We start from the raw sequence: 17,026 nt of genomic DNA, 5'->3' as shown, positions 1-17,026 counted from the left end.
CATGATCAACTATGCTTGAGCAGCGAAAGGAAACGGAAGTGGTTCACCCCCCCATGGACATCAAATTCACCAACCGGCTGTCATTCAAGCAAGCCCGGCTTACCGTGCTGGTCGGTTTCATTCTGGGCACGCTGCTCAGCCTGCTGCAAATAGGCATCGATTATGCCAGTGAAGACGCCTCCATCAATCGTGAAATCCTTTCATTACTGGAAATCAGCCACAACCCGGCCTCGCGAATCGCCTACAACATCGACGCCGAACTCGCCAAGGAACTGACCCTGGGCCTGCTGCGCTCGCCAGCGATCATTAGCGCGAAACTGATCGACAACAACGGCATTGTGCTGGCCAACGTCAAGCGACCCGGTGTGGAAAACGATTACCGTATGCTCAGTGACTTCCTGTTCGGCGCCAATCGACAGTTCGAAGACCGACTTTACCTCGATCATTTACCCAACGAATCCCTGGGTACGCTGCGGCTGAACGTCGACACTTACGCCTTCGGCAACCGGTTCCTGCGCCGGGCCGAAGTGACCCTGCTCAATGGTTTCGCCCGCAGCCTGCTGCTGTCCGGCATCCTGCTGGCACTGTTCTATGTGATGCTGACCAAACCCCTGGTGCGGGTCATCCGTGAACTCAGCGGTCGCGACCCGAGCAGTACCGAGCCGACTTCACTGGAATGTCCCGCCGGGCACGCCAACGATGAGATTGGCGTGCTGGTCAAGGTTGCCAACCAGCAATTCAAGAACATTGCCACCGAAATCCAGCAGCGGCGCAACGCGGAAAACCGCCTGACCGAATACCTCGGCCAACTGGAAAATATCGTCTCGGCCCGCACCGCCGAACTCAAGGCGATCAATTCCCGGCTGAGCCAATCCAACGAGGAGCTGGATGCCGCTCGCAGCACAGCACTGGACATGGCCGAAGCCCGCTCGGTGTTCCTGGCCAACATGAGCCATGAAATCCGCACGCCCCTCAATGGCTTGCTCGGGATGATCGCGTTGTCCCTCGACGGGCCGCTGAATGCCGAACAACAGCAACAACTGTCGATCGCCCATGACTCGGGCAAAGTGCTGGTGGAACTGCTCAACGATATTCTCGACTTGTCGAAGTTCGATGCCGGTCAGCTCGAGCTCGAGCACATTCCCTTCGACCTTGGCTCGCTCATCGAGGACACCGCCAACCTGTTGTCGCAGAACGCCGCCCCCAGCGTCGAACTGACCTGCCTGATCGATCCGCACTTCCCGGCACTGGTGCTCGGCGATCCGACCCGGGTGCGGCAGATTGTCAGCAATCTGCTGTCCAACGCCCTCAAGTTCACCCGTTTCGGGCGTGTCGACGTGCGCCTGTCGACGTTCGGGGACGGCGTCAGAATCGAAGTCTGCGACACCGGCATCGGCATCCCTCAGGATGCCCAGGTCAAAATCCTCCAGCCTTTCACCCAGGCCGGCGTCGGTATTACCCGCCAGTTTGGTGGGACCGGGCTGGGCCTGGCCCTGACCTACAACCTTTGCGAGGCCATGCAAGGGCGCCTGACAATCAGCTCCGAGCCGGGGTTTGGCAGCCAGTTCTGCGCGGATTTGCCATTGCCCAGCCATACCCGTGCAGTGCCTGCTGTTTCGCTCAAGGGTAAAGTCATCGCCATCACTGCCGCCAGCAGCGGGCTGGGCGAACTGCTCAACAGTCTGTTGCCTGGCTGGGGGCTGGACTATGAACGGCGTTCCATGGATGACCCACTGCTTGGCCTGGCAGCCGACGTACTCATCACCGATTGCCCCGAATGCCTGTTCAATTTGCGCCCCACCCTCAGCGCGCCGATCCTGCTGATTACCGCTTATGGCAATTTCATGCCCAGCGAAGAGGCCAACGCCCTTGCACCCTTGCAACAACAGGCCCGCCCCCTGGCCCGCAATACGCTGCTTCAGACGTTACGGCGGATCCTGCAACCGCAGACCCACCCGATCAACGAAGCCCGACTCGACATGCAATGCCCGCAACGCCGCGGGCGCGTGCTGTTGGTGGAAGATAATCCGGTCAACCAGTTGGTGGCCAAGGGCATGCTCGGCAAACTCGGCTGCGAGGTCACCACCGCGGCTCATGGTGCCGAGGCCCTGGATCAACTCGAGCAACGGGAATTCGACCTGGTGCTGATGGACTGCAACATGCCGGTGATGGACGGCTATGAAGCCAGCCGGCAAATCCGCCGCAGCGGACGCTGGCCGCAACTGCCCATCGTCGCCCTGACGGCCAACGCCATGTCGGAGGAGCGCGAACGCTGTCGTGCCGCGGGCATGAGCGACTACCTGGCCAAACCCTTCCGGCGCGAAGAACTGGCCACCCTGCTGGACTTGTGGATCCCCGTTACGACAGTGCCTTGATCTGTCTCAACAGGTGATCGAGACCATCGCGCAAGTCATTGAGACGATTCAGGTCGACCCCGCTATCGCACAACAGACGCGCCTTGAGTGGCCCGACCTGATCGCGCAAGGCCATGCCGGCTGGCGACAGGCTCAGATGCACTTCACGCTCATCGCGCGCCGAACGCTGACGCTGCACCAGTTGTAGTTGCTCGAGGCGCTTGAGCAACGGTGTCAGCGTGCCGGAATCCAGGGCCAGGCGCTCGCCCAATGCCTTGACGGTCGGTTGCTCCGGGGCCGCTTCCTGCCACTCCCACAGCACCAGCATCGCCAGGTACTGAGGGTAAGTCAGGCCCAACTGATCGAGCATTGGCTTGTAGCCGCGAATCACCGCCCGGGAAGCCGCGTACAGCTTGAAGCACAGCTGGCTGTCGAGCTTCAGGGAATCGACTGACAAGCTGTTCATTTGAGCAGGGCTTCGATCTCGCGGGTCAGGTCTTGCGGCTTGGTCGCCGGGGCGAAGCGCTTGACCAGTTGCCCGTCCTTGCCGATCAGGAACTTGGTGAAGTTCCACTTGATGCCCTGGGAGCCCAGCACACCCGGTGCGCGCTTTTTCAACTGCACGAACAGGGGATGGGCGCCAGCACCATTGACTTCGATCTTTTTGAACAGCGGGAAGCTGACACCAAAGTTCAGCTCACAGAATTCAGAGATCGCCCCTTCGTTGCCCGGCTCTTGCTTGCCGAACTGGTTGCAGGGAAAACCGAGAACCACCAGCCCCTGCTCCTTGTAGGTCTGCCACAGCTCTTCCAGACCTTTGTACTGCGGAGTGAAACCGCATTTACTGGCCGTGTTGACCACCAGCACGGCTTTGCCGGCGAAATCCGCCAGGGTCTTTTGCTCACCCTTGATCGTGGTGCAAGGGATACTCAGCAGGTTGTCGCTCATGTTTGAGGTTCCGAGTGAATGGAAGAGACAACAAAGTAGCGGGCAATTGAATTGCGTGCAATTTAAATATCCGGAAAGCGATCATCGGATCGCTTCGGGGACTTATTCGCGGGGCACCAGGTCCAGGCACACCGAATTGATGCAATAACGCAGACCGGTCGGCGGTGGGCCATCCGGGAACACGTGGCCAAGGTGCGCGTCGCATTTGGCGCAGACCACTTCGGTGCGGATCATGCCGTGGCTGACATCACGGATTTCGGTCATGGCGCTGTCGCCGATCGGCGCGTAGAAACTCGGCCAGCCGCAGCCGGAATCGAATTTGGTCGTGGAGTCGAACAGCGGTTCGTTACAGCAGATGCAGTGGTAGACACCGTCGGTTTTGGTGGCGTTGTATTTACCGGAAAACGGTCGTTCGGTGCCTTTGAGGCGGCACACGTTGTACTGCTCTGGATCGAGCATCGCCTTCCATTCTTCCAGGGTTTTTTCCAACTTTTCCATCATCACACMTCAGCGGCTGAAAAAGCCCGATCTGTACCTTTTCCACGGATCGGGCGGCACGTATGATTGCGCCTCGTCAAACGCCAGTCTGGCAGCCAGACCACGCGCATTCAAACGGAAATATGGGTGCTGCATCTCAAGGCGTCAGGCCTGTGTGAATACGCAGGATTCCCAGCACGGCTGCCCAAACGCCGTCTGGATCGTTCATTTTCGGGAACACATCGCCATGCAGGTCAGCAAATCGAACAAGCTCGCCAACGTCTGCTACGACATTCGCGGCCCGGTGCTCAAGCACGCCAAGCGCCTGGAAGAGGAAGGCCATCGCATCCTCAAGCTGAACATCGGCAATCCGGCGCCCTTTGGTTTCGAAGCGCCGGATGAAATCCTCCAGGACGTGATCCGCAACCTGCCGACAGCCCAGGGCTACAGCGACTCCAAGGGGCTGTTCAGTGCGCGCAAGGCCGTGATGCAGTATTACCAGCAAAAGCAGGTAGAAGGCGTCGGCATTGAAGACATCTACCTGGGCAACGGCGTTTCCGAACTGATCGTGATGTCGATGCAGGCCCTGCTCAACAATGGCGACGAAGTACTGGTGCCTGCGCCTGACTATCCGTTGTGGACCGCAGCCGTGAGCCTGTCCGGCGGCAACCCGGTGCATTACCTGTGCGACGAGCAAGCCAACTGGTGGCCAGACCTGGCCGACATCAAGGCCAAGATCACCCCGAACACCAAGGCCCTGGTGATCATCAACCCGAACAACCCGACCGGCGCGGTGTATTCGAAGGAAGTGCTGCTGGGCATGCTGGAACTGGCCCGCCAGCACAATCTGGTGGTGTTCTCCGACGAGATCTACGACAAGATCCTCTACGACGATGCCGTGCACATCTGCACCGCCTCCCTGGCGCCGGACCTGCTGTGCCTGACCTTCAACGGTCTGTCCAAGTCCTATCGCGTAGCGGGCTTCCGCTCCGGGTGGATCGCCATTTCCGGCCCGAAACACCACGCCCAGAGCTACATCGAAGGCATCGACATGCTGGCGAACATGCGCCTGTGCGCCAATGTGCCGAGCCAGCACGCGATCCAGACCGCCCTGGGTGGCTATCAGAGCATCAATGATCTGGTACTGCCGCAGGGCCGCCTGCTGGAGCAACGCAATCGCACCTGGGAGTTGCTCAACGACATTCCAGGCGTGAGCTGCGTCAAGCCGATGGGCGCGCTGTATGCATTCCCGCGAATCGACCCCAAGGTCTGCCCGATCCATAACGACGAAAAATTCGTCCTCGATCTGCTGCTCTCCGAGAAACTGCTGGTGGTTCAAGGCACCGCTTTCAACTGGCCATGGCCAGACCACTTCCGCGTCGTGACCCTGCCCCGTGTCGATGACCTGGAGATGGCCATCGGACGCATCGGCGGCTTCCTCAAGTCCTACCGCCAGTAAGCGATCTGTCACCGTGCGACGTCCCCGAACGTCGTACGGTGATTCATCCGGCAACATTTGTTTGCATTGCGCCACTGGCTGTCGCTTTGCCCGTTGCCGGATCATGCCTTGCCTGCTCGCGCCTAACAAAGGCGGGGGCCTTTGACATGAATTGACTGACAAACACTTCCCGCATACTTGTCGGAAATGCCCTGCAAGCAGCTAGACTGTTGCCGTAGGACACAGTTTGAAATAGTCACCCGGTTGAATACCCCGGTGCAGCACCTTATATACCCCGCAGTACGCTACATCTTTAGCATGAGGAGATTTCTACAACCATGATGCGCATCCTGCTGTTCTTGGCCACTAACCTGGCGGTCGTGCTGATTGCCAGCATCACCCTGAGCCTTTTCGGCTTCAACGGGTTCATGGCGGCCAACGGGGTTGATCTCAACCTCAATCAGCTGCTGATTTTCTGTGCGGTCTTTGGTTTCGCCGGTTCGCTGTTCTCGCTGTTCATCTCCAAGTGGATGGCGAAGATGAGCACCAGCACCCAGATCATCACCCAGCCACGCACCCGTCACGAGCAATGGCTGCTGCAAACCGTCGAGCAACTGTCCCGCGAAGCCGGGATCAAGATGCCCGAGGTCGGTATCTTCCCGGCCTACGAGGCGAACGCCTTCGCCACTGGCTGGAACAAGAACGACGCATTGGTCGCGGTCAGCCAGGGGTTGCTCGAGCGCTTCTCGCCGGATGAAGTGAAAGCCGTCCTGGCCCACGAAATCGGCCACGTAGCCAACGGCGACATGGTTACCCTGGCATTGATCCAGGGCGTGGTGAACACCTTCGTGATGTTCTTCGCACGGATCATCGGCAATTTCGTCGACAAAGTGATCTTCAAGAACGAAGAAGGCCAGGGCATTGCCTACTACGTGGCGACCATCTTCGCCGAACTGGTTCTGGGCATCCTGGCCAGCGCCATCGTCATGTGGTTCTCGCGCAAGCGGGAATTCCGCGCCGATGAAGCAGGTGCAAACCTGGCCGGCACCGCCGCGATGATTGGCGCCCTGCAACGCCTGCGTGCGGAACAGGGGCTGCCGGTGCATATGCCCGACACCCTGAACGCCTTCGGCATCAACGGTGGCATCAAGCAAGGGTTTGCCCGCATGTTCATGAGCCACCCACCGCTGGAAGAGCGTATCGACGCTCTGGCTCGTCGCCGGGGCTAATACACTCCACAGCAAAGCAAAAAGGCCCGCAGCGATGCGGGCCTTTTTTTGTCTGCTTGATTATTGGGGTGTCTTGAGGACCTCATCGCGAGCAAGCTCGCTCCCACAGGGGTTCCGTGAACAACGCAGAACCCTTGTGGGAGCGAGCTTGCTCGCGATTAGGCCAGTAAAGCCGCCACTATTACCGACTGGAAACCCGATATACCCGCTCCTCCAGCCGCGTGACACCCGCCTCCAGAAACTTCCCGCTCTCGCTCAATACATCCTGATCTTCCAGAACCTTCAACGCCCACGACCCACCCAACAAACGCTGCACCTCATCGTCGAGTACGGCAAATGGCGGTCCGTCCATCTGTGCCTGGTCATAGTCCAGCGTGATCAATAATCCGCGACACTCTTTCGGCAATATGCGATTCAGGTGCGCGGCATATTGCTCACGCATCTTCGGCGGCAAAGCAATCAGCGCGGCGCGATCATAGAGCGCAGAGCAATCAGCCGTGTCACCGGCCGTCAGCTCAAAGAAATCGCCGCACCACAGCTCAATGGAACCGGCCCGATAAACCTTGAACGGCCCCTGCTCGCTGACGGCCGGATCAAAGCCATGTTCGCTGAAAAACTCCTCGACGGCTTTTTCCGACAGCTCGATTCCCAAGACCTCATGGCCTTGATGGGCGAGCCAAAGCAAATCCAGGCTTTTTCCACATAACGGCACCAACACGCGCGCCCCTTCTTCAAGGCTTAACGCTGGCCAGAACCGCTTCAGATAAGGGTTCACCTGCGGCAGGTGAAAGCCGATCTGATTCGCCGCCCATTTCTTGTGCCAAAACTCAGGCTGCATAATTAACCCCGAAAATTCGATCAAAACACCCTAWAACTTATATTAGATTTAGATCAATGATCTGGCTGAAGATGTAGCATCTTAACTCTCAGGAGCTCATTCATGTTCCCCAGCCTGTACATATCCCACGGCTCCCCGATGCTCGCTCTGGAACCCGGCGCCAGCGGGCCGGCGCTCGCTCGCCTGGCCGCCGAGATACCCAGGCCCAAAGCCATCGTGATTGTTTCTGCGCACTGGGAAAGCAATGAGCTGCTGGTCAGCGGCAGTCCACAACCGGAAACCTGGCATGACTTCGGCGGCTTCCCCAAAGCCCTGTTCGAAGTGCAGTACCCGGCTCCCGGCAATCCACGACTCGCCGCAGAGGTTGCCGGGTTACTGAAAACCGCTGGCTTTCCTGCACGTATCGACGGCAATCGGCCTTTCGACCATGGCGTCTGGGTGCCTTTATCGTTGATGTACCCGCAAGCAGACATCCCGATTGTCCAGGTTTCGCTGCCCACCCGTGGCGGCCCCGCTCTGCAGACCCGCGTTGGCCGCGCGCTGGCCAGCCTGCGTGAGCAAGGCATACTGCTGATCGGCTCCGGCAGCATCACTCACAACCTGCGGGAACTGGACTGGCATGCCGGCCCCGAAAGCGTTGAGCCCTGGGCTCTGGCGTTTCGCGACTGGATGATCGGGAAACTCGCAGCGAACGACGAAGCCGCGCTGCACGACTATCGCTCACAGGCACCAAACGCTGTACGCAATCATCCGAGTGATGAGCACTTGTTGCCGTTGTACTTTGCCCGCGCTGCCGGGGGGCAGTTCAGCATTGCCCACCAGGGGTTCACCATGGGTGCGTTGGGGATGGATATCTATCGCTTCGGGTAACCCATGGACCGAGTCGTCCCCATCGCGAGCAGGTCGAATCGTCGCACCGTCGCTCCCACAGGAGAACGCATTCCAATGTGGGAGCAACGGTGCGACGATCCGACCTGCTCGCGATTGTCGGCGACACAACTCAAACGTCGAACTTAAAACAGCAGGCAAAAAAAATCCCCGAACCAGTCGGGGATTTTTCATGTTCGATCAATCAGCCCGAGAGCGGATCAATCTTCGCGGTAGCGACGCAGCTTCAACTGCTTACCGGCAACGCGAGTGTCCTTCAGCTTGGTCAGCAACTTCTCAAGACCATCTTCCGGCAGCTCGACGAGGCTGAAGCTGTCACGCACCTGGATGCGACCGATGGCTTCACGCGCCAGACCACCTTCGTTGAGGATGGCGCCCAGCAGGTTCTTGGCGGCGATACCGTCACGCGCGCCCAGCGCGGTACGGCAACGGGCACGACCTTCGGCCAGTGGCATCGGAGCACGACGCTCACGGTCACCACGCTCAGGACGATCACCGGAACGCTCTGGACGATCGCCACGTGGTGCATTGTTCGGCACCAGTGGACGCTCTTTCTCGATAGCGGCCAGGTTCAGTGCTTGACCGTTGGTTGCCTTGCGCAGCAGGGCTGCGGCCAGGGCACGCGGGCTGCAACCGATGTCGGCAGTCAGTCGATCCAGCAGATCACCGTGGGTCGATTCAGCATCGGCCACCAGTGGCGACAGGCTGTTGGTCAGTTTCTTGATGCGCGCATCCAGAACAGCTTGAGCGTCTGGCAGGCGAACTTCAGCAACCTTTTGACCGGTTACACGCTCGATCACTTGCAGCATGCGGCGCTCGCGCGGAGTCACCAGCAGCAGTGCACGACCTTCGCGACCGGCACGGCCGGTACGGCCGATACGGTGAACGTAGGACTCTGGATCGTACGGCATGTCAACGTTGAACACGTGAGTGATGCGCGGAACGTCCAGGCCACGAGCAGCAACGTCGGTCGCCACAACGATGTCCAGACGGCCATCCTTGAGGGAGTCGATCACGCGTTCACGCTGGTTCTGGGCGATGTCACCGTTCAGCGCAGCGGCTTTGTAGCCTTTGGCTTCCAGGGCACTGGCCAGATCCAGGGTCGCTTGCTTGGTGCGCACGAACATGATCAGGGCGTCGAAATCTTCCACTTCCAGCAAGCTGAGAACGGCCGAAGTCTTCTGGTCAGCGTGAACCAGCAGGTGAGCCTGCTCGATCGCGGTAACGGTCTGGGTCTTGCTCTGAATCTTCACATGCTTCGGATCGCGCAGGTGGCGTTCGGCGATGGCACGGATCGATTGAGGCAAAGTAGCCGAGAACAATACGGTCTGACGGGTTTCCGGCATGGCCTTGAAGATGACTTCCAGGTCGTCCATGAAGCCCAGCTTGAGCATTTCGTCGGCTTCGTCGAGAACCAGGTGGTTCACGGTCGCCAGTACTTTTTCGTCGCGACGCAGGTGGTCGCACAGACGGCCCGGAGTGGCGACAACGATTTGTGCGCCATTACGGATTGCTTTCAGTTGTGGGCCCATCGGCGCGCCGCCGTAGACAGCCACAACAGTTACACCCGGCATTTGCTTGGCGTAGGTTTCGAAAGCGGTTGCAACTTGTAGCGCCAACTCACGAGTTGGGGCCAGGATCAGAGCTTGCGGCTCGCGCTTGGACGGATCAATGCGGTGCAGAATTGGCAGAGCAAAGGCAGCGGTTTTACCGGTACCGGTTTGCGCCTGACCAATCATATCGTGACCGGCGAGAATGATCGGGATCGACTGCTGCTGAATGGCCGAAGGCTCTTCATAGCCGGTAGCGACTACTGCAGCGACAATATTTGGATGAAGTTCAAGAGCGGCGAAGCCGCCGATTTCCTGGGTCATGGGTCTGCCTCTAAGTGCATCCGCAAAGACCCATGCTCCAAAGCTGCACATGCCGTGTTGAGACTCAAGAGTCGCCCTGGCAGCTTTGTCGGCGGGGATTTGCGAAAACGAATGAATGAAAAGAATCGTCAAGGAAGAGTCCGCTGGGCGGACGTGCAGCCGAAGCTGGCTTCGGGGAATTGCGCTACCTAAACGCGGCCCGGTTAAAGGCCGGCGCGCACTATACCGGAATTCGCCCAAAAAGGGAGTTTTTTTTATCGAAAATCCACTGGATACGCCGTTGTGTCACAGGCTTTGCGAATAATCGATCAGCCGTCTATTTTTCAAAGGCCCGGCCTTGCGGGTGACGGCGCTAAAACGGTTCACCCTTTGCCGTGCAGACGGCCTGTCTGGCACGCCTTTCCTACCCCCCGAGGATCGCTCCATGAATCAGCCCTGCTCCAGTCGAGTCAGCCGCGAACGGCATGGTCATGTGTTCCTGATCGGTCTGGATCGGGTGGCCAAGCGCAACGCCTTCGATCTCGACCTGCTCAACGCGTTGAGTCTGGCCTATGGCGAATTCGAAGCCGACAGCGAGGCGCGGGTGGCTGTAGTGTTCGCTCATGGCGAGCACTTTACCTCCGGGCTCGATCTGGTCAATGCCAGCGTCGCACTGGCAGATGGCTGGCAGGTTCCGCCCGGCGGCTGTGATCCGTGGGGAGTGTTCGCAGGTCCCCGGGTCAGCAAACCGGTGATCGTCGCCGCCMAAGGCTATTGCCTGACCATCGGCATCGAACTGATGCTGGCCGCCGACATCAACCTGTGTGCCAGCAACACCCGGTTCGCGCAGATGGAAGTGCAACGCGGGCTCTTCCCGTTCGGCGGTGCCACCCTGCGTCTGCATCAAGTCTCAGGTTGGGGTAACGCCATGCGCTGGTTGCTGACCGGTGATGAATTCGACGCCCATGACGCCTTGCACCTGGGACTGGTGCAGGAAGTCATGGCCAGCGAGGATTTGCTGCCCCGGGCGATCGAGCTGGCAGAACGGATCGCCCGCCAGGCTCCGCTCGGGGTCCAGGCGACGCTGATGTCTGCGCGACAGGCCCGGTATGAAGGGGAAACCGCAGCGGCACAGGCGTTGCCGCTGCTGGTCAAGAAATTGATGGCTAGCGAGGACGTCAAGGAAGGCGTGCGATCGATGGTTGAGCGGCGGCCTGGAGTCTTCAAAGGGCTTTAGCTTTTGCAGTGGTTTTGAAGGCCCCTTCGCGGGCAAGCCCGCTCCCACAGGGATTTGCGCAAAACCTGTGGGAGCGGCGGTGCGGCGATCCGACTTGCCCGCGAAGGGGCCCGTCCAGACAATCAATCAATCAGGTGGCCGGACGAATGCACTTGATCAACGACTGCAACGAATACCCCAATCGCGGCGCCAGCGCTTCGGCGCGGGCGATCAAGCCATCCATGTCCAGTTCCTGATCCAGCTCCGACGGCACGATCAGAATCACGTTGCCCTCCTTCACCGGCAGCTCCCAGTAATGTCGGTGATACAAACCGCGCAACAAGGCGGCGCCCAAGGGTTTGCCGTCGTCGGTAGCCCATTGGTTGATGACCAGCCAGCCACCCGGATTCAATCGCTTCTGGCAGTTTTCCAGAAAGCTCCAGGCCAGATGCCCGACACCTGGACCGACATCGGTATAAAGATCGACGAAAATCAGATCGGCCGATTCAGCGGTGTCGAGCAACTCCAGCGCATCGCCAACGCGGATGTACAGGCGCGGGTCGTCATCCAGCCCCAGATATTCAATGGCCAGGCGCGGTACATCCGGGCGTAGTTCGATAGCTTCGACATCTTCCAGCGGCAGGAACTTGAGGCAAGCCTGGGTCAGCGTACCGGCGCCGAGGCCGAGAAACAGCGCACTTTCCGGTTGCTCGTGGCACAACGCACCGATCAGCATCGCCCGGGTGTAGTCGTACTCGAGCCAGCTCGGATCGGCCGTGAACACGCAGCTTTGCTCGATGGCATCACCGAACTCGAGAAAACGGTAATCGGCCACTTCCAGCACACGAATCACGCCGAACTCGTCCTGTACCTCGGCGAGCAGATGCTCGACGCGCTCCTCAGTCATTTCATCTCCTGATCGTCACCGGGGCCGGCAACGTAATAACACCGCGTGTAGAGAGCGGCAAAGGCGAGATTGTCGGCGAAGCGACGGGAACAGGTCACGCACTAATTTGCTGATAACATGGACGTCCGAGCGAAAACACTAGAGACCGTGATGAGCCAACCCTGGAGCCCTGACAGCTGGCGCGCCCTGCCGATCCAGCAACAACCCCAATACCCCGACGCCGCACATTTGCAGCAGGTCGAGCAGACCCTGGCCAGCTATCCGCCTCTGGTGTTTGCCGGTGAAGCCCGCGAGTTGCGCCGTCAGTTTGCCGAGGTGACACAGGGCCGCGCGTTTCTGCTGCAGGGTGGCGACTGCGCCGAAAGCTTCGCCGAGTTCTCCGCGGCGAAAATCCGCGACACCTTCAAAGTGTTGTTGCAGATGGCGATCGTGATGACTTTTGCCGCCGGCTGCCCGGTGGTCAAGGTCGGGCGCATGGCCGGGCAGTTCGCCAAGCCCCGCTCGGCCAACGACGAAACCATCGATGGCGTGACCCTGCCCGCCTACCGTGGCGACATCGTCAACGGCATCGGCTTCGACGAAAAAAGCCGCGTGCCAGACCCGGAACGCCTGCTGCAGTCCTATCACCAGTCCACCGCCACCCTGAACCTGTTGCGCGCGTTCGCCCAAGGCGGTTTTGCCGATCTGCATCAGGTGCACAAGTGGAACCTGGATTTCATCGCCAACTCGGCACTGGCAGAAAAATACAGCCACCTGGCCGATCGCATCGATGAAACCCTGGCGTTCATGCGCGCCTGCGGCATGGACAGTTCGCCGCAACTGCGCGAAACCAGTTTCTTCACCGCCCACGAAGCCCTGCTGCTGAACTACGAAGAAGCCTTCGTGCGTCGCGACAGCCTGACCAACGATTACTACGATTGCTCGGCGCACATGCTGTGGATCGGCGACCGCACCCGCCAACTTGACGGCGCCCACGTCGAATTCCTGCGCGGGGTGAACAACCCGATCGGGGTCAAGGTCGGCCCGAGTATGAACCCCGACGACCTGATTCGCTTGATCGACGTGCTAAACCCGGACAACGACCCGGGCCGCCTGAACCTGATCGCGCGGATGGGCGCGAACAAGGTCGGCGATCACTTGCCGCAGCTGATCCGCGCCGTCCAGCGTGAAGGCAAGCAAGTGCTGTGGAGTTCCGACCCGATGCACGGCAACACCATCAAGGCCAGCAGCGGCTACAAGACCCGCGACTTTGCGCAAATCCTTGGCGAGGTGAAGCAGTTCTTCCAGGTGCACCAGGCCGAAGGCAGTTATGCCGGTGGCATTCACATCGAAATGACCGGGCAGAACGTTACCGAGTGCATTGGTGGTGCGCGGCCGATTACCGAGGACGGCTTGTCGGATCGCTACCACACCCATTGCGATCCGCGGATGAATGCCGATCAGTCGCTGGAACTGGCGTTCTTGATTGCGGAAACACTGAAGCAGGTTCGGCGCTAGATTTTGCTTGTCTGATAGACCGCCATCGCGAGCAAGCTCGCTCCCACACTTGATTTGTGAACGACACAGAACCAATGTGGGAGCGAGCCTGCTCGCGATGAGGCCAGCTCAGTCACCATCAATCTGTGCCAATGCCACCCGCAACCGCGCCGCACTCACCCGTGGGCAATTCAACTGAACCTGCGCCAACCCCAGCCAAGCCGCCATCTGTCGCAGATTGACGGCCAACGCCAGCATTCCCTCGTCATCCAGCCCCGGCTCTTCCTCATGCACTGCATGCACCGCCAGTCGCCCCGTCGCCCGTTCGGCGCGCAGGTCGACCCGCGCGGCAATCCGTTCGTTGTGCAAAAACGGCAGGACGTAATAGCCGTAGACCCGCTTGTCCTGCGGCGTGTAGATCTCCAGGCGGTAGCGAAAGTCGAACAGGCGCTCGGTACGGCTGCGCTCCCAGATCAGCGAATCGAACGGTGAGAGCAATGCACTGGATACAACTTTGCGCGGCACCTTGGGCTCTGGCAGGCAGTAAGCCGGCTGTCGCCAACCCTGTACTTCACAGGCACTCAATTCACCTGCCTCGAGCAACTCCGCCAATCGCAAACGACTGTCCGCCGGGTTCAGGCGAAAATAGTCCCGCAAGTCTTTCTCCGTGCCCACGCCCAAGGCTGTCGCGGCATGCAGCAGCAGGCCGCGCTGGGCCTCGGCCTCACTGAGCAGGGGTTGTTGCAGAATCGCAGCAGGGATCACCCGCTCGGGCAGGTCATAGAGCCGTTCGAATCCCCGCCGGCCGGCCACTGTCACTTCACCGGCGGCGAACAACCATTCCAGCGCATGCTTTTCCGCGCTCCAGTCCCACCAGGGACCGGCCCGTTCCTGACGAGTCGACAGGCTCCCGGCGCCCAGCGCGCCCTGCTCCTCAACCGAAGCCAGCACCCGGCGAATGGTGTCCTGTTGTTCCCGCCCAAAGCGCGCCAATTGCTGATAAATGTCTTCGCCACGGCTCGCTCGCTGCATGCGCCAACGTATCAATGGGTACATGGAAAGTGGCAATAACGAGGCTTCATGGCCCCAATACTCGAACAACGTACGGCGCCGACCCTGGCTCCAGGCAGCCTGGTCGAGCAAATCGGAGGAGTAATTGCCGAGGCGGGAAAACAGCGGAAGGTAGTGCGAACGCACCAATGCATTGACCGAATCGATCTGCAAAATGCCCAGCCGCTCGATCAGGCGATTGAGCGCAACAGCCTTGATCGCCGCTGGCGGCGACCGCCCGTTGAACCCTTGGGCGGCCAGCGCCAGACGCCGAGCCTGTTTGAGGGTAAAGGACAATGTTGCGGGCATGAATGCCTCCTTGTCTGCTCGCAACCTACCTCACCGGTAAGGGGTTTGTGTAGCGTGGCATTCATCATTTATGCATCGGGTCATTCCAGAACGGTTTGATCGACTCGTTCTCCACATCCGCACGGCTCATGCCGATGTCCTTGAGTGCTTCGTCGCTCAAGCTCGCCAGCAATTCGCGCTCGCGATGCAGTTCGTACCAGCGGCCGACCTTGTGCAGCAGATCGGATATCACGTGAATCGAGTGTTTTTCTGCACCGTGGAACTCATGTTGACCTTTCATCTTGTTGCCCTCCGTTTGGATGGCTCCAGTTTCGCGCCGGGTCTAAGATCAATCCAACGAATGTTTCTGATGTCACATATCTCGGAGATTGATGGATGTCGGCCTACCCGAGTATCGATACCGAAGTCTTGCGCACCTTCGTCGCCATCGCCGACCAGGGCGGCTTTACCCGTGCCGGTGAAATGGTCAATCGCACCCAGTCAGCCGTCAGCATGCAGATGAAACGGCTGGAAGAAGATGTGCTGCAGCGCCAGTTGTTCCAGCGCGACGGACGGCAGGTGCGGCTGACGGCCGAAGGCCAGGTGTTGCTCGGCTATGCGCGGCGGATCCTCAAGCTGCACAGCGAAGTGTTCAATACCTTGCGCGAACCCGATATGGTCGGCACGGTGCGCATCGGTACGCCGGACGATTATGTGATGCGATTTCTCCCGGGGATTTTACGCCGGTTTGCCCAGTCCTATCCGCTGATTCAGATCGAAGTGCACTGTGAATCATCAAAGCAACTGCTGACGCGCCAGGACCTCGACCTGTCCATTGTCACCCGCGAACCGGGCAGCGAAATCGGCCAGTTGTTGCGCAAGGAGCGTTTCGTCTGGGCCGAGGCGCAATGCTACAGCGCCCACGAGCAGACGCCGCTGCCCCTGGCGATGTTCAACAGCGACTGCTTCTGCCGCCAGTGGGCCTGCAACGCCCTTGATGCCCAGGGGCGCGATTACCGGGTGGCGTACAACAGCGACAGCCTGTCGGCGATCATGGCCGTGGTCAGCGCCGGCCTGGCCGTCACGGCACAGCTAGAAAGCCTGATCACCGCGGACATGCGCATCCTCGGTGAAGCCGAGGATCTGCCGCTGCTGCCCGAGGCCAGCATCATGCTCGTGCGCAACCTGCATAATCCGTCGCCGATCACCGAGTGCCTGGCCGAGCACATCATCGAAGGCTTCAAACTTTGAAGGCGAGCATCACCGCACAGAACACCAGGAACCCGCAAAACAGCCCGCGCAGCAGCCGCTCCGGCAAAGCGTGTGCAACCTTCACGCCCCAACTGATGCTCATCAGCCCCCCGACCGCCAAGGGTAAGCCGATCACCCAGCTGACCTGGTGGTGCACGGCGTAAGTCACCAGCGTCACCCCCGTACTCGGCAAGGCCAGCGCCAACGACAATCCCTGCGCAACCACCTGACTGGTGCCGAACAGACTGGTCAGCACCGGTGTCGCCACCACCGCGCCACCCACGCCGAACAACCCGCCCATCGTGCCAGATGCAGCGCCAAGCAGGCCCAGCCAGGGCCATGAGTAGTTCATCTGCGAAGCCGGCGGAGCGCTGGCGGCGAACATGCGAAGCAAGTTGTACGCCGACAGTGCGATTAGAAACGCGACAAAACCTATGCGCATGCTTTGCGCATCAATGCCCACCGCCCAGATCGACCCGAGCCAGGCGAAGCAGAACCCCATGATGGCCAGCGGTAGCGCGTGGTGCAGCTCGATCCGGTTGCGCTGATGATAGCGCCACAGCGCCAGCATCACGTTCGGCACCACCATCACCAGCGCCGTGCCTTGGGCAATCTGCTGGTCGAGCCCGAACAGCACGCCCAGCAGCGGAATGGCAACCAGGCCGCCGCCGATACCAAACAACCCGCCGAGCGTGCCCAACGCAGCGCCGAACACCAGATACATCAAGAACTCAATCACAGCATTTTCCCCGTTGCCGTCAGGCCTTTGATCCTACGCAGTTGCTTCTGGCGCGGAAACGCACAGCGACGCAC

The 17,026-nt window shown here is 59.9% G+C and carries 16 protein-coding genes; 7 read left to right on the top strand and 9 right to left on the bottom strand.

Annotated features, from left to right (window positions below; genetic code table 11):
- The first annotated feature begins 11 nt into the window (after nt 1-11).
- The gene (locus AB4Z35_RS22920) at nt 12-2,375 is read left to right on the top strand and encodes a response regulator (protein WP_442099577.1); all 2,364 of its coding nucleotides are present in this window, start codon (nt 12-14) and stop codon (nt 2,373-2,375) included.
- Here the strand turns inward: AB4Z35_RS22920 and AB4Z35_RS22915 are convergent.
- The 3 genes from AB4Z35_RS22915 to msrB form a co-directional block, all read right to left on the bottom strand.
- Nucleotides 2,359-2,820 (bottom strand): MarR family winged helix-turn-helix transcriptional regulator, encoded by a 462-nt coding sequence (locus AB4Z35_RS22915; RefSeq protein WP_442099576.1) that lies wholly within the window; start codon nt 2,818-2,820, stop codon nt 2,359-2,361. The genes AB4Z35_RS22920 and AB4Z35_RS22915 overlap by 17 nt on opposite strands.
- Nucleotides 2,817-3,302, bottom strand: a complete 486-nt coding sequence (locus tag AB4Z35_RS22910; RefSeq protein ID WP_442099575.1) for a glutathione peroxidase — start codon at nt 3,300-3,302, stop codon at nt 2,817-2,819. The genes AB4Z35_RS22915 and AB4Z35_RS22910 overlap by 4 nt, the downstream gene beginning before the upstream one ends.
- Nucleotides 3,303-3,404: 102 nt before the next feature.
- Nucleotides 3,405-3,800, bottom strand: a complete 396-nt coding sequence (gene msrB, locus AB4Z35_RS22905) for a peptide-methionine (R)-S-oxide reductase MsrB (RefSeq protein ID WP_429491525.1) — start codon at nt 3,798-3,800, stop codon at nt 3,405-3,407.
- A 226-nt stretch (nt 3,801-4,026) separates the two neighbouring features.
- On the opposite strand from msrB, the gene AB4Z35_RS22900 reads away from it, so the two are divergent.
- A complete protein-coding gene (locus AB4Z35_RS22900) occupies nt 4,027-5,238 on the top strand; it encodes a pyridoxal phosphate-dependent aminotransferase (RefSeq protein WP_007973513.1) in 1,212 nt (403 codons plus the stop codon).
- Between the two features lie 317 nt (nt 5,239-5,555).
- A complete protein-coding gene (gene htpX, locus AB4Z35_RS22895) occupies nt 5,556-6,446 on the top strand; it encodes a protease HtpX (protein WP_007973520.1) in 891 nt (296 codons plus the stop codon).
- A 181-nt stretch (nt 6,447-6,627) separates the two neighbouring features.
- Here htpX and AB4Z35_RS22890 read toward each other — a convergent pair whose 3' ends face one another.
- Nucleotides 6,628-7,284, bottom strand: coding sequence for a thiopurine S-methyltransferase (locus tag AB4Z35_RS22890; RefSeq protein WP_442099573.1), 657 nt, complete (start codon nt 7,282-7,284; stop codon nt 6,628-6,630).
- Nucleotides 7,285-7,386: 102 nt separating this feature from the next.
- On the opposite strand from AB4Z35_RS22890, the gene AB4Z35_RS22885 reads away from it, so the two are divergent.
- Entirely contained in the window at nt 7,387-8,154 is a 768-nt protein-coding gene (locus AB4Z35_RS22885) for a DODA-type extradiol aromatic ring-opening family dioxygenase (protein ID WP_442099571.1), read from the top strand.
- Between the two features lie 218 nt (nt 8,155-8,372).
- On the opposite strand, the gene AB4Z35_RS22880 is transcribed toward AB4Z35_RS22885, so the two are convergent.
- Nucleotides 8,373-10,046 (bottom strand): DEAD/DEAH box helicase, encoded by a 1,674-nt coding sequence (locus AB4Z35_RS22880; RefSeq protein WP_008002675.1) that lies wholly within the window; start codon nt 10,044-10,046, stop codon nt 8,373-8,375.
- A gap of 424 nt (nt 10,047-10,470) precedes the next feature.
- Between AB4Z35_RS22880 and AB4Z35_RS22875 the strand changes: the two genes are divergently transcribed.
- Nucleotides 10,471-11,262 (top strand): crotonase/enoyl-CoA hydratase family protein, encoded by a 792-nt coding sequence (locus AB4Z35_RS22875; protein ID WP_442099570.1) that lies wholly within the window; start codon nt 10,471-10,473, stop codon nt 11,260-11,262.
- A 130-nt stretch (nt 11,263-11,392) separates the two neighbouring features.
- Here the strand turns inward: AB4Z35_RS22875 and AB4Z35_RS22870 are convergent, their stop codons facing one another.
- On the bottom strand, nt 11,393-12,148 hold the full coding sequence (locus AB4Z35_RS22870; protein WP_150726295.1) for a spermidine synthase: 756 nt from the start codon (nt 12,146-12,148) through the stop codon (nt 11,393-11,395).
- Between the two features lie 150 nt (nt 12,149-12,298).
- On the opposite strand from AB4Z35_RS22870, the gene AB4Z35_RS22865 reads away from it, so the two are divergent.
- Entirely contained in the window at nt 12,299-13,645 is a 1,347-nt protein-coding gene (locus AB4Z35_RS22865; RefSeq protein WP_007983513.1) for a class II 3-deoxy-7-phosphoheptulonate synthase, read from the top strand.
- Nucleotides 13,646-13,753: 108 nt separating this feature from the next.
- On the opposite strand, the gene AB4Z35_RS22860 is transcribed toward AB4Z35_RS22865, so the two are convergent.
- Both AB4Z35_RS22860 and AB4Z35_RS22855 read right to left on the bottom strand, forming a co-directional pair.
- Entirely contained in the window at nt 13,754-14,983 is a 1,230-nt protein-coding gene (locus tag AB4Z35_RS22860; RefSeq protein ID WP_442099568.1) for a winged helix-turn-helix domain-containing protein, read from the bottom strand.
- A gap of 64 nt (nt 14,984-15,047) precedes the next feature.
- The gene (locus tag AB4Z35_RS22855) at nt 15,048-15,263 is read right to left on the bottom strand and encodes a DUF1127 domain-containing protein (RefSeq protein ID WP_007983517.1); all 216 of its coding nucleotides are present in this window, start codon (nt 15,261-15,263) and stop codon (nt 15,048-15,050) included.
- A gap of 95 nt (nt 15,264-15,358) precedes the next feature.
- Between AB4Z35_RS22855 and AB4Z35_RS22850 the strand changes: the two genes are divergently transcribed.
- On the top strand, nt 15,359-16,213 hold the full coding sequence (locus AB4Z35_RS22850; protein WP_008002682.1) for a LysR substrate-binding domain-containing protein: 855 nt from the start codon (nt 15,359-15,361) through the stop codon (nt 16,211-16,213).
- Here the strand turns inward: AB4Z35_RS22850 and AB4Z35_RS22845 are convergent.
- Nucleotides 16,203-16,952, bottom strand: coding sequence for a sulfite exporter TauE/SafE family protein (locus tag AB4Z35_RS22845; protein ID WP_442099565.1), 750 nt, complete (start codon nt 16,950-16,952; stop codon nt 16,203-16,205). The genes AB4Z35_RS22850 and AB4Z35_RS22845 overlap by 11 nt on opposite strands.
- Nucleotides 16,953-17,026: the final 74 nt, after the last annotated feature.

Origin of the sequence: Pseudomonas sp. KB_15, assembly GCF_052114525.1 — a bacterium.
Lineage (GTDB): Bacteria > Pseudomonadota > Gammaproteobacteria > Pseudomonadales > Pseudomonadaceae > Aquipseudomonas.
Note: the sequence above shows the minus strand (reverse complement) of the source record. Positions and strands in the feature narration are given on the sequence as shown.

Coding starts and splice junctions, on each gene's coding strand:
- AB4Z35_RS22900 (WP_007973513.1), top strand. CDS start 4,027: ATGCAGGTCAGCAAATCGAACAAGCTCGCCAACGTCTGCTACGACATT.
- AB4Z35_RS22920 (WP_442099577.1), top strand. CDS start 12: ATGCTTGAGCAGCGAAAGGAAACGGAAGTGGTTCACCCCCCCATGGAC.
- AB4Z35_RS22910 (WP_442099575.1), bottom strand. CDS start 3,302: ATGAGCGACAACCTGCTGAGTATCCCTTGCACCACGATCAAGGGTGAG.
- msrB (WP_429491525.1), bottom strand. CDS start 3,800: ATGGAAAAGTTGGAAAAAACCCTGGAAGAATGGAAGGCGATGCTCGAT.
- AB4Z35_RS22885 (WP_442099571.1), top strand. CDS start 7,387: ATGTTCCCCAGCCTGTACATATCCCACGGCTCCCCGATGCTCGCTCTG.
- AB4Z35_RS22880 (WP_008002675.1), bottom strand. CDS start 10,046: ATGACCCAGGAAATCGGCGGCTTCGCCGCTCTTGAACTTCATCCAAAT.
- AB4Z35_RS22870 (WP_150726295.1), bottom strand. CDS start 12,148: ATGACTGAGGAGCGCGTCGAGCATCTGCTCGCCGAGGTACAGGACGAG.
- AB4Z35_RS22915 (WP_442099576.1), bottom strand. CDS start 2,820: ATGAACAGCTTGTCAGTCGATTCCCTGAAGCTCGACAGCCAGCTGTGC.
- AB4Z35_RS22865 (WP_007983513.1), top strand. CDS start 12,299: ATGAGCCAACCCTGGAGCCCTGACAGCTGGCGCGCCCTGCCGATCCAG.
- htpX (WP_007973520.1), top strand. CDS start 5,556: ATGATGCGCATCCTGCTGTTCTTGGCCACTAACCTGGCGGTCGTGCTG.
- AB4Z35_RS22860 (WP_442099568.1), bottom strand. CDS start 14,983: ATGCCCGCAACATTGTCCTTTACCCTCAAACAGGCTCGGCGTCTGGCG.
- AB4Z35_RS22850 (WP_008002682.1), top strand. CDS start 15,359: ATGTCGGCCTACCCGAGTATCGATACCGAAGTCTTGCGCACCTTCGTC.
- AB4Z35_RS22855 (WP_007983517.1), bottom strand. CDS start 15,263: ATGAAAGGTCAACATGAGTTCCACGGTGCAGAAAAACACTCGATTCAC.
- AB4Z35_RS22890 (WP_442099573.1), bottom strand. CDS start 7,284: ATGCAGCCTGAGTTTTGGCACAAGAAATGGGCGGCGAATCAGATCGGC.